14 protein-coding genes are annotated in these 11,066 nt (G+C 38.0%); 7 read left to right on the top strand and 7 right to left on the bottom strand.

All coding sequences use genetic code 11. The features are described 5' to 3' along the window. Together AACU95_RS11115 and AACU95_RS11110 are read left to right on the top strand one after the other, a co-directional pair. On the top strand, window positions 1-926 hold a 926-nt coding region (locus AACU95_RS11115; protein WP_237612002.1), incomplete at its 5' end, for a hypothetical protein. Further along, complete coding sequence (locus tag AACU95_RS11110; protein WP_012368837.1) at window positions 919-2,223, top strand: SIR2 family NAD-dependent protein deacylase; 1,305 nt, start codon at window positions 919-921, stop codon at window positions 2,221-2,223. The genes AACU95_RS11115 and AACU95_RS11110, both read left to right, overlap by 8 nt. Before the next feature lie 83 nt (window positions 2,224-2,306). Here AACU95_RS11110 and murA read toward each other — a convergent pair whose 3' ends face one another. The 7 genes from murA to mlaF all read right to left on the bottom strand — a co-directional run bounded on the left by murA (window position 2,307) and on the right by mlaF (window position 7,148). Continuing rightward, window positions 2,307-3,569, bottom strand: coding sequence for a UDP-N-acetylglucosamine 1-carboxyvinyltransferase (gene murA / locus AACU95_RS11105; RefSeq protein WP_004245292.1), 1,263 nt, complete (start codon window positions 3,567-3,569; stop codon window positions 2,307-2,309). A 48-nt stretch (window positions 3,570-3,617) separates the two neighbouring features. Next, entirely contained in the window at window positions 3,618-3,872 is a 255-nt protein-coding gene (gene ibaG / locus AACU95_RS11100) for a BolA family iron metabolism protein IbaG (protein WP_004245293.1), read from the bottom strand. Window positions 3,873-4,012: 140 nt separating this feature from the next. Beyond that, on the bottom strand, window positions 4,013-4,306 hold the full coding sequence (mlaB, locus tag AACU95_RS11095; protein ID WP_004248922.1) for a lipid asymmetry maintenance protein MlaB: 294 nt from the start codon (window positions 4,304-4,306) through the stop codon (window positions 4,013-4,015). Between the two features lies 1 nt (window position 4,307). Then, window positions 4,308-4,937, bottom strand: coding sequence for a phospholipid-binding protein MlaC (mlaC, locus tag AACU95_RS11090; RefSeq protein ID WP_004245295.1), 630 nt, complete (start codon window positions 4,935-4,937; stop codon window positions 4,308-4,310). A 75-nt stretch (window positions 4,938-5,012) separates the two neighbouring features. Further along, window positions 5,013-5,549: an outer membrane lipid asymmetry maintenance protein MlaD gene (mlaD, locus tag AACU95_RS11085; protein WP_004252690.1), complete on the bottom strand. Its 537-nt coding sequence runs from the start codon at window positions 5,547-5,549 to the stop codon at window positions 5,013-5,015. 3 nt (window positions 5,550-5,552) lie between these two features. Further along, a complete protein-coding gene (gene mlaE / locus AACU95_RS11080) occupies window positions 5,553-6,332 on the bottom strand; it encodes a lipid asymmetry maintenance ABC transporter permease subunit MlaE (RefSeq protein ID WP_004248921.1) in 780 nt (259 codons plus the stop codon). 3 nt (window positions 6,333-6,335) lie between these two features. Beyond that, a complete protein-coding gene (mlaF, locus tag AACU95_RS11075; RefSeq protein ID WP_004245298.1) occupies window positions 6,336-7,148 on the bottom strand; it encodes a phospholipid ABC transporter ATP-binding protein MlaF in 813 nt (270 codons plus the stop codon). Window positions 7,149-7,391: 243 nt separating this feature from the next. Here mlaF and AACU95_RS11070 point away from each other — a divergent pair, with 243 nt between their 5' ends. Genes AACU95_RS11070 through lptA form a run of 5 tightly spaced genes read left to right on the top strand, consistent with a single transcriptional unit; the run spans window position 7,392 to window position 11,060 of the window. Beyond that, window positions 7,392-8,372, top strand: coding sequence for a calcium/sodium antiporter (locus AACU95_RS11070; RefSeq protein ID WP_141192000.1), 981 nt, complete (start codon window positions 7,392-7,394; stop codon window positions 8,370-8,372). An 18-nt stretch (window positions 8,373-8,390) separates the two neighbouring features. Next, window positions 8,391-9,365 carry an arabinose-5-phosphate isomerase KdsD gene (kdsD, locus tag AACU95_RS11065; RefSeq protein ID WP_017628220.1) on the top strand — a complete coding sequence of 325 codons (975 nt, stop codon included), beginning with the start codon at window positions 8,391-8,393 and terminating at the stop codon, window positions 9,363-9,365. 27 nt (window positions 9,366-9,392) lie between these two features. Next, on the top strand, window positions 9,393-9,950 hold the full coding sequence (gene kdsC / locus AACU95_RS11060) for a 3-deoxy-manno-octulosonate-8-phosphatase KdsC (RefSeq protein ID WP_004245301.1): 558 nt from the start codon (window positions 9,393-9,395) through the stop codon (window positions 9,948-9,950). 17 nt (window positions 9,951-9,967) lie between these two features. Continuing rightward, on the top strand, window positions 9,968-10,546 hold the full coding sequence (lptC, locus tag AACU95_RS11055; protein ID WP_004245302.1) for an LPS export ABC transporter periplasmic protein LptC: 579 nt from the start codon (window positions 9,968-9,970) through the stop codon (window positions 10,544-10,546). After that, complete coding sequence (gene lptA, locus AACU95_RS11050) at window positions 10,527-11,060, top strand: lipopolysaccharide ABC transporter substrate-binding protein LptA (protein ID WP_004245303.1); 534 nt, start codon at window positions 10,527-10,529, stop codon at window positions 11,058-11,060. The genes lptC and lptA overlap by 20 nt, the downstream gene beginning before the upstream one ends. The last annotated feature ends 6 nt before the right edge of the window (window positions 11,061-11,066 follow it).

Raw genomic sequence — 11,066 nt, 5'->3', positions numbered from 1 at the left:
AAAAGAGATTTTCAATGAAAATAGAATTAGCCAAAAGCCTTGAATTAAATAGAAATATTACAGCAGAAGAAGCTGATAATTTATTTTCAAAAAAAATAATAACATCAAAATATCTTTTTGAATGTACTGAACCTGATTGTCATGCCCAAGTAACTTGTGCCAATCTTGATAAACCAAACCGATTACGAAAAAGAGTTCCTCATTTTAAATTTGTTTCTGAACATAGTGATACATGTAAAATAGGGATCAATGAAGAAAATGAATTTCGTAGAATAAAAAAAATGAAAGAAGATCCAGAGGCTCTTCCTTTTATTCTCGATGATATTGTTGAGCTTGATCTCTCAACACCTTATAAAACTAAATTTCATGATATCCCTTCATCAAAAGAGGAAAATGGCATCAACAAACGCTTAAAAACAAAAAATATTGATGACGAAAATAGTAATAAAACACGTCATTCAAAAAAGCGTTTATCAGGACTCGTTAATGATTTTATCGATAAAAAAAATTTCTTTCTCAATATTGCAGAAGGAAAGATCCATTTAAGAGATTTCTTCATTTATATTAATGATAAAAAAGATCTAAGCGAATATGTAGATGAACCTCGAATATACTTCGGTAAAGCTTGGATTAAACGTATAGATAATTATTACCTTGTCCGTTTTGATAAAAAAATGAAAAAAGGTGACTTAATTTGCAAGCCAACATTTTTTATTTCTGAACGTCTTGTAAATAAATCAGAGTATAAAAGAACCTCTCGGCAAGAATTAGATAAAATAGCACTATCAACACCGCCAAAACCTCTTTATTTATTTATATTTAGTGAATTACCACCTGTAAAAATGAATAATGGTGATTTTATCAATTTCAAATTAGATGACTTAACATACTTATATTACAAAACATGGGGTAAAAAAAGTGAATGAAATATATGAAATAGCCTATTCAGCGGCAGCAAATAGATTATGTTTGTTTACAGGAACCGGTTTTTCTAAAGCACTAACGAATAACAAAGCTCTTGGCTGGCAATCTTTACTTGAAAAAGCCTGTGATAAATTAGATGGTTTAAATAAAGTCAAAAAATCACTTTTTCCCGAAGATGGAAAAAATCCATTAAGCTTAGAAGAAGCGGCTCAAGTTATTTATATTGAATATCAAAAAAAAGGAGAAAATTTACATGAAAAGATAGCAGAAATAATAAAAGAAATTCATTTATCAAAAGATAATAAGCATGTAAAGAATTTCTTAGATAATAATTCAATAAGAATAATAACAACAAATTATGATAAACTTATCGAAGAAATGATCCCAATAAAAAAATGTCAATCTCTTGCACCTGGTTTACCAATACCAAAAGCATCTTCCAGTACAAAAATTTATCATGTTCATGGTTCTATTGATTCGCCTAGTAATATGGTAGTTACTTCTGATGATTATTTTAAATTTATAAACTATAACTCTTATTTTTCTAAGAAAATAAGCTCCATGATTTATGAAAATACAATCGTTATATTAGGCTATTCTCTTGGAGACACTAATCTTAAAGCAATTATTAATGAGTACAAAAATTTCTCACGAGAAAATGTTATTGGTTCCTCTATGTTTTTAGTATCGAGAAAGAAAGTAGAATCTTATTTAAAAGAGTATTATTTTCATTGTTATGGCATTAGAGTCATTGATAATTTAGATATTCATGACTTTTTTGATAAATTAAATTCAAAAATTCAAGATGTACAAAAAAGAGTAGAAGATTCGTTAGAGAATATCGAAAAAGTACTGAGTGGAAAACACAGCTTTTCTAAAAGTTTTCTCAAGGTTGAAAATAATTTTTATGAAATAATTATGTCCTTAGCTGCATTTGGTGTTCTTGTGACAGATGCCAAGGCAATGAATATGATAGAAAAAATAATACAGGAAAAAATAAAACTAACGAGCGAAAATAGTGCATGGGAACAATATGTTCATTTAGCAAATTGGCTAATTTATCTTGCAACAATTATCGAAATAAAAGATACATCCTTAGAAAAAATATATCTTAAAGCGGTATTTCATTCGATGAATCATATGAGTAAAGACTATTCTATAGGATATTCTTGGCACGCCTATAAAGCATGGGAAAGTAAGTGGTTTTCGCTTATTGTATCAAATAGAGTCATGCTAAAAAACTATGTAAGCAAAAACATTAATAACCAAGATGCTGTTAACTTAGTGAAAAATCTATAAATACGCTTGATGAATAATAAAAAACCATAGCACCAATAAAGTGCTATGGTTTTTAATCACGATAACAGGGTAACTAAACTTAATTAGTCATTAGAATGTAGACGTTCGATTTTAGCCCCTAAGCCTTGTAATTTGGCTTCAATATTTTCATAGCCACGGTCTATATGATAGATACGATCAACAATCGTCGTACCTTCCGCAATGCAACCGGCTAATACTAAGCTGGCAGAAGCACGTAAATCGGTAGCCATCACTTGAGCGCCTGAAAGCTTATCAACACCATGGCAAAGTACAGTATTGCTTTCGATTTCAGCATGAGCCCCCATACGGATAAGTTCAGGAATATGCATAAAACGATTTTCAAAAATCGTTTCAGTGATCATTCCTGCTCCATCAGCCACAAGATTTAAAAGACTAAACTGAGCTTGCATATCGGTTGGGAAACCAGGATGTGGTGCCGTACGTAGAGTGACCGCTTTAGGACGTTTACCATGCATATCAAGGCTTATCCAGTCTTCTCCCGTTTCAATATCAGCACCCGCTTCACGTAATTTAGCTAATACCGCATCAAGCGTATCTGGTTTAGCATTGCGACAAACAACACGACCACGAGAAACCGCCGCCGCGACTAAGAATGTCCCTGTTTCAATACGGTCTGGTAAAATTTGATAGGTTCCCCCACCAAGGCGTTCGACCCCTTCAATAGTAATGCTATCGGTGCCTGCACCACTGATTTTTGCGCCTAAGGTATTAAGAAAATTCGCGGTATCTTCAATTTCTGGCTCTCTCGCCGCGTTTTCAATAATGGTTTTACCTTCTGCTAAAACAGCGGCAGTCATAATGGTAATAGTGGCACCTACGCTCACTTTATCCATTACAATATGTGCCCCTTTTAAGCGACCATCAACACGCGCTTTCACATAACCTTCATCCAGCGTAATTTCCGCACCAAGCTGCTCTAAACCTGTAATATGCAGATCAACTGGGCGCGCACCAATCGCACAACCACCCGGCAAAGAAACCTGACCACGTCCGAAACGTGCAACTAATGGCCCTAATGCCCAAATAGAGGCACGCATCGTTTTAACTAATTCATAGGGGGCACAAAATTCGTTGATATGACGAGCATCAACAAAAACAGAGCCGTTGCGTTCGACTTTAGTACCTAAACGATTAAGTAACTTAATGGTGGTATCAATATCTTTTAGCTTAGGAACATTGGTTAATTCTACTGGCTCTTCGGCAAGGATAGCAGCGAACAGAATTGGTAGTGCAGCATTTTTTGCGCCTGAAATAGTGACCTCACCGGATAAGCAGGTAGGCCCTTGTACTCTAAATTTATCCATCTGTAGAACTCTCTTTTTTATTTTGCTGTACGCTGTATACCTACTGAATTAAAGCCCGCTGAGTTTACGATCCCTTTTCCACTCTTCAGGTGTGTAGGCTTTAATAGATAAAGCGTGAATACGATTATCTGCGATATATTCCATCAAAGGGGCATAAATGGTTTGTTGTTGTTTCACTCTGCTCATTCCTTCAAACATCGCGCCAACAACCACAACCTGAAAATGACTGCCATCACCATTAACAATGACTTCATCTAAAGATAGGGTATCCATTAATACTTGTTTGATTTCATTTGTATCCATAATTGCTCAATCTCAACGTTAAAATAATAATCAGTTGCCTATCCTAATAGAATCCGGCCTACTCTTAAACCATGAAAAACCCCCTTAATGATAAAAGTATCAATAAGGGGGATTTTTTTATTGCTTTATCGGGAAAAGCATTAAGCAATATTCATAATTTCATCAAGATCATAGAGTGTGATTAGCGTTTGAAAGCGCTCACTAACACCTTGAATAACACATTGACGATCAAGTGCTTCCATTTCGGCCTTTAGATGGACAAAAAGTGCTAATCCGGTTGAGTCAATATGATCAAGTTGAGAAATATCGATGATATTAATATCAGCTAATAACGCTTTACGTTGTTGCCAAACTGGCAATAACGTTTCTCTATCTAGCGTTCCTTGGAAAGAGAGTATTTCACCCTCTTTTTGCCAATTTAACGAAGCTGACATACTATTTTTTCTCATCTAATGTAATCGGTGTTTTGGCACTAATTTCTAATTGCTTAGTTAAACCATCAACCCCTTTCGCACTTAAAATATCAGACCACTCATTTTGTTTGGTGGTGATCATGCTAACGCCTTCGGCAATCATATCATAGGCTTGCCATTCACCCGTTTTACTGTTCTTGCGCCATTGAAAATCAAGGCGTACTGGTGGTCGACCATTTTTATCAATAATAGTGACACGAATAGTCAGGTTTGATTTATCCGCAAAAGGTTTAGCGGGTTCTATGCGATATTCTTGCCCTTCATACATTGCTAATGCTTGACCATATACTTGTGCAAGATAATCTTTAAAAGCGGCAAAGTAAGCATCACGCTGAGCCGGCGTTGCATTACGATAATAAGGCCCTAACACTAATGCTCCAGCATATTTGATATGTACATAAGGTAACAACTCTTGTTGAACAATCTCACGTAACAGTTCTGGATTTTTACGGATTTCTGGTTGCTCGGTTTTTAATTTATCAAAGGTTTTTTGCGCGGCATCTTCCATCAATGCATAAGGATTGGTTTTATCGACCGCCATCGCAAAAGGTGTTATCACCAATAATGCGACCATTAATAAGCGTTTAAACATACTCTCGCTTCCTCTTGGGATTATATTTCAGTAAATACGATGTATTAAATAAGCCACACCGTAAGCGAATGATCATTAAGGTAATGCTGGTTGTTCGGTTTGCGTTTTTGAGTCAGAGGTTGTTTTTCCATCTCCGTCACCGGTTTTATAAAGGAACTGACCAATCAAATCTTCAAGCACCATGGCTGAATGGGTATTGGTAATTCTGCCACCATCCTTTAGAAAATCAGAACCTAAATCTTCATCATAAAAGCCGAGATTTAAGGCCAAAAACTGTTCACCTAATAAACCTGATGTGCGAATAGAAAGAGAACTGCTGTCAGGAATATGGTCATAAATGTTTAAAATATCGAGAGCAACTTCAGGACGATAGTTACCTTCCATCTCTTCTTTTAAGGTAATAGAGGCAACGCGACCAATAACCACCCCACCGATTTTAACCGGTGAACGCTCTTTTAAACCACCAATATTACCAAAACTTGCGTAGACACGATAAGTAGGTTGATTACCCACTTCTTTAATATCAGCCACTTTTAAGCTTAAAAAGACAACCGCTATCAGTGCAATAACAACAAATAAACCAACCCAAACTTCAATTTTTTTACTTTGCATGACTTAATTCCCAAACATCAGTGCAGTTAGCACAAAATCTAAACCTAATACGGCTAACGATGAATGAACAACGGTACGCGTTGTTGCTCTGCTAATCCCTTCCGATGTTGGGATTGCGTCATATCCGTTAAACAGCGCTATCCAAGTCACGGTAATGGCAAACACGACACTCTTAATAAAACAATTCACTAAGTCTTTTTGCCACTCAACCGCACCTTGCATTGATGCCCAGAAAAAGCCTTCATCAATGCCTTTCCAATCCACGCCGACAATAGCACCACCCCAGATCCCCACCGCAACAAAGATCAGTGAAAGTAATGGCATACTAATAAACCCGGCCCAAAAACGTGGCGCAACCACTCGTCTAAGAGGGTCGACAGCCATCATTTCTAAACTGGATATCTGCTCTGTTGCTTTCATTAAACCTATTTCTGCGGTCAGTGCAGAGCCTGCGCGTCCAGCAAATAATAGTGCCGTCACCACAGGGCCTAACTCTCGTAACAAAGAAAGCGCTACCATCATACCTAGGCTCGCTTCCGCACTAAATGTCGTCAGTACTAGATAGCCCTGTAAACCAAGAACCATGCCAATAAAAAGTCCAGAAACCATAATGATCAGTAGCGACTGAACACCAACACTGTACAGTTGCTTCATTAATAATGGCCACTGCTTACGAAACTCAGGCTTACCGATCAATGCTCGAAATAGCATGATGCCGGCTCTACCAAAAGTCGCAAAAATCGACAGTGATCGCGCGCCTAACCGCGCTAGTAAATTAACCACGTACTAATTACCTCGTCCTAATAGATCATCCTGATAGTTCCCCGCAGGAAAACGGAAAGGTACAGGTCCATCAGCAATACCATCTAAAAACTGTCTTACTTGTCTGTCTGGATTTTCCTGTAGCTCTTTTGCACTTCCCTGAGCAATGATTTTCTGTTCTGCAATAATATATGCATAATCGGCAATACTCAGTACTTCAGGGACATCATGAGACACCACCACACAAGTGACCCCTAATGCATGGTTTAATTCATCAATCAGTTTTACTAATACCCCCATGGTAATGGGATCTTGTCCAACGAATGGCTCGTCAAACATGATTAAATCTGGATCAAGGGCTATCGCTCTTGCTAAAGCGGCTCTGCGCGCCATTCCCCCCGATAATTCAGATGGCATTAAATTAGCTGCCCCTCTTAACCCTACCGCTTCTAACTTCATCATCACGGTAGTGTGAATTAACGCCTCGGGTAAATTAGTATGCTCTCTTAATGGGAAGGCGACATTTTCAAATACATTCATATCAGTAAAAAGGGCGCCTGATTGAAAAAGCATACTCATTTTTTTTCTTGACTGATATAAAGCAGAGCGTGATAACTTAGGAATATTGTCACCATCAAACCAAATATCACCACTATCAGGCAGAATTTGTCCCCCCATCAAGCGTAATAAGGTGGTTTTACCTATCCCTGAAGGCCCCATTATTGCAGTCACTTTTCCTCTAGGCACATCCAGATTGATTTGCGAAAAAATCTTTCTGCTACCGCGAGTAAAGTTCATATTGCGCACTTCAATTAAATTGTCTGGTTGTGCGTTCATGAATAAAACGTCCTTAAGCCTGTCTGCATAAACAAAATTTATACGCTATTTTGGCAGGTCATTGTCAATGTTACAAAGAAATCACCACTATTTAGCAATTTATTGCACGGTTGATTTTACTTTTCGTGCTTGGCTAGTCAAAATATGGTGAATTAGCAAAACCTTTTGACAATAATGTTTTTTATCAGCCCTGTCTTATTGGTTTTTTCTTTATTTTTCACTCATTGTTGGAAAACTGATGGCATGTTGATTACTTTGTCTCTTCTCATTGTTGGGTTGATGTTATTAGTCTATGCATCAGACCGACTGGTGTATGGTGCAAGTGTGTTTGCTCAATCATTAAAGCTCCCTCCTGCCGTTATCGGTATTGTTATTGTGGGATTGGGCACTTCATTGCCAGAGCTTTTTGTTGCAACCGACGCGGCCATCCACAATTTACCCGAGATAGCGATAGGTACAGCAATAGGATCTTCATTAACGAATCTGCTACTGATTGCTGGGATTGGAGCAATGATTTATCCCATGAATATCCAATCTGCGGTACTAAAAAAAGAACTTCCTTTGATGATTATAGTCATCTTATTAGCAGGACTGGTGGTTTCTAATGGTCATCTAGGGTTGAGAGAAGGCTGTTTACTTTTTTTCATCGGCTTCGCCTCTCTTTTTCTAATGATAAAAATGCTCCATAAAACCCTAACACAAGTGCGCCATGTGTTACCGCTAGAGACACTTTCACGTTTTGAATTACAAACTAATCCACGTAATTCTGTTGCCCTATTTTGGGTGGTAATTGCATTACTGATAATCCCTGTTGCAACAAGAATGATCATTGATAATGTTTTTATCATCATGCAACAGTATCATCTCAGCAGTTTTTTAGTTGGACTAACCTTGCTATCTATTGGCACCAGTTTACCTGAATTAGCAACGACCGTTGTGGCAGCCTTAAGACGTGAAAATGAACTGGCTCTAGGCAATATTATTGGCGCTAATATTTTTAATCTCACCTTTGTGCTAGGCATGCCCGCATTACTCTCTCCTAGCACATTTAATATGCAAGCATTCTATTTTAGTTTTACTGTGCTGGTGGTCGCGGGCCTACTTTTCTCACTCTTTTCATTGGGGCGCAAACAGCGGCTAAACCGTGGAAAGGGGATTTTCTTATTAGTTTGTTTTATTGTTTATATTACGGTGTTGTGCGTTGCACATTCTCTCTTAACCTAAAATAAATGGTACAAAAAAATGACCGGATTTGATTTTCAGCAAGCAGGTAAAAAGGTTCTTCAAATTGAACAAGAAGGATTAGCTGAGTTAGCACAATATATCAATGACGATTTTTCTCTTGCCTGTGAAAAAATCTTTCACTGTCAGGGAAGAGTGATTGTTATGGGCATGGGAAAATCAGGTCATATTGGGCATAAAATTGCCGCCACCTTTGCCAGTACCGGCACCCCTTCTTTTTTTGTTCACCCCGGTGAAGCCAGTCATGGCGATTTAGGTATGGTGACAGAAAAAGACATTGTGCTGGCAATTTCAAATTCAGGTGAAGCCAGTGAAATTCTCGCCCTTATCCCTGTCCTCAAGCGTAAACAGATCCTTTTAATTTGTATGACACGCTCACCTCAAAGTACAATGGGGAAAGCTGCTGATATTCATCTTTGTATAAAAGTCCCTAAAGAAGCTTGTCCGTTAGGTTTAGCCCCTACCACCAGCACGACGGCAACACTGGTGATGGGAGATGCCTTAGCTATCGCTTTATTGCGCGCTCGAGGTTTTACGGCGGAAGACTTTGCACTATCGCATCCCGGTGGTGCATTGGGGCGTAAATTATTGCTTCATGTCAGTGATTTAATGAATAAAGATGATGATATTCCACGCGTCAGCAAAGAAGCGACATTACGCGAAGCACTGGTAGAGATCACCCGTAAAAAATTAGGTATGACCGTTATCTGTGATGATAATATGTTGATTAACGGTATTTTTACTGATGGTGATTTGCGTCGTATCTTTGATTTAGGTATTGATCTTAATAATGCCAAAATATCAGATGTAATGACGAAAGGCGGAATTCGCATTTCCCCAGATAGCTTAGCAGTAGAAGCGCTTAATTTAATGCAAGCAAAACATATCACTTCACTGTTAGTCACTGAACCAGATAGTGATATTTTATTAGGTGTTTTACATATGCACGATTTATTGCAAGCTGGGGTTGTTTAAGCTTGTTATGCGTTCATAAGGATAAAGATGAATACAATGATAGAGACCTGCTACGGTGCAGTAAGTAAGCAAATAATGCAAAAAGCAGAAAAAGTCCAATTGCTGATTTGCGATGTTGATGGTGTGATGTCTGACGGACTTATTTATATGGGCAATAACGGTGAAGAGTTGAAAGCGTTTAATGTCCGTGATGGCTATGGCATTCGTTGTTTACTTACATCGGGTATTGAGGTCGCTATCATTACGGGTCGTCAATCTAAGCTTTTAGAAGATAGAGCCAAAACACTTGGCATTACATATCTTTACCAAGGACAGCATAATAAGCTTTTGGCGTATCAACAACTGTTAGATACACTAAACCTTAAACCAGAACAGACAGCCTATATTGGCGATGATCTGATTGATTTACCGGTAATGGAAAAAGTAGGACTGTCAGTTGCCGTTGCTGATGCCCATCCATTACTCACACCTCGTGCCGACTATGTTACCCATATTTTAGGTGGACGCGGTGCAGTACGAGAATTATGTGATTTGATCCTATTAGCCCAAGGTCGACTTGAAGAAGCTAAAGGTTTATCGATTTAAACGTATAACGACACAGAATGAATAAATTAAAATCCTGGTTTACCCTGATTTTAGCCATTATTGCTCTTGGGCTGATTGGCTGGAACTATACTAACAATACTGAGCTTGATGATGGAAAGATTGTTGAAGATGGTCAACCCACCTACCAATCTAAATCATCAATATCCTTTGTTTATGAACCAACAGGTATACTGGGATATAAACTAGTTGCTGATGATGTCAAAAACTATGCTCAGCAAAAGTTTACATGGTTTACTAATCCTGTCTTAACGACTTATTCGCCGACAGGAGATGCAACATGGACAGTGCGTGCAAATAAAGCCAAACTGACAAACAGTAAAATGCTCTATCTTTATGGCGACGTTCAAATTGATAGTTTAACTGATGACTCCCAACTTCAGCGGATCAGCACAGAAAATGCTATCGCAGATCTGGATACACAAGATGTTTCCTCTGATGATGAAGTGACTATTATCGGCGTCGGACTGAAATCAGTCGGCTTAAAAATGCGAGGCAATCTGCGTGAAAAACGTGCAGAGCTGATTGAACAGGTGAACACCTATTATGAGATCCCTAATGAATCGAAAAATCCGTAATACACTAATTATCAGTACGTTATTCTCAATAAGTGTCCCAGTTATGGCACTTAAAGATGATACACAACAACCTATTGTTGTTAATTCCGAGAAACAGTCACTTAATTTAGAAAAAAACATTACCACTTTCACACAAAATGTTGTGGTAAAACAAGGCTCTATTGATATAAGAGCTGATAAAGTAGTGGTTACACGCCCTGGTGGCGATTCTAAAAAAATCGTGATTGAAGCTTTTGGTAACCCTGTGACATTCTATCAGTTACAAGATGATGGTAAACCAATCAAAGGTCGTGGTGATAAAATGACCTATGAGATGGACAAAGAGCTGGTGACCTTAACAGGTAAGGCTTATCTTGAACAATTAGACAGTAATATCACCGGTGATAAAATCACTTATCTCGTACCGACACAACAAATGGAAGCATTTAGCGGTAAGGGAAAACAAGTCACCACCGTTTTACTCCCTTCTCAGTTACAAGAGAAAGGTCCCGGTGTTAACAACAAAGGTAAGTAACACTTT

It is taken from the genome of Proteus sp. G4415 (assembly GCF_963896075.1).
Taxonomy (GTDB): Bacteria; Pseudomonadota; Gammaproteobacteria; order Enterobacterales; family Enterobacteriaceae; genus Proteus; species Proteus mirabilis.
This window is presented reverse-complemented; position numbering and strand designations above follow the sequence as displayed.

Coding starts and splice junctions, on each gene's coding strand:
- murA (WP_004245292.1), bottom strand. CDS start 3,569: ATGGATAAATTTAGAGTACAAGGGCCTACCTGCTTATCCGGTGAGGTC.
- ibaG (WP_004245293.1), bottom strand. CDS start 3,872: ATGGATACAAATGAAATCAAACAAGTATTAATGGATACCCTATCTTTA.
- mlaB (WP_004248922.1), bottom strand. CDS start 4,306: ATGTCAGCTTCGTTAAATTGGCAAAAAGAGGGTGAAATACTCTCTTTC.
- mlaC (WP_004245295.1), bottom strand. CDS start 4,937: ATGTTTAAACGCTTATTAATGGTCGCATTATTGGTGATAACACCTTTT.
- mlaD (WP_004252690.1), bottom strand. CDS start 5,549: ATGCAAAGTAAAAAAATTGAAGTTTGGGTTGGTTTATTTGTTGTTATT.
- mlaF (WP_004245298.1), bottom strand. CDS start 7,148: ATGAACGCACAACCAGACAATTTAATTGAAGTGCGCAATATGAACTTT.
- AACU95_RS11070 (WP_141192000.1), top strand. CDS start 7,392: ATGTTGATTACTTTGTCTCTTCTCATTGTTGGGTTGATGTTATTAGTC.
- kdsD (WP_017628220.1), top strand. CDS start 8,391: ATGACCGGATTTGATTTTCAGCAAGCAGGTAAAAAGGTTCTTCAAATT.
- kdsC (WP_004245301.1), top strand. CDS start 9,393: ATGAATACAATGATAGAGACCTGCTACGGTGCAGTAAGTAAGCAAATA.
- lptC (WP_004245302.1), top strand. CDS start 9,968: ATGAATAAATTAAAATCCTGGTTTACCCTGATTTTAGCCATTATTGCT.
- lptA (WP_004245303.1), top strand. CDS start 10,527: ATGAATCGAAAAATCCGTAATACACTAATTATCAGTACGTTATTCTCA.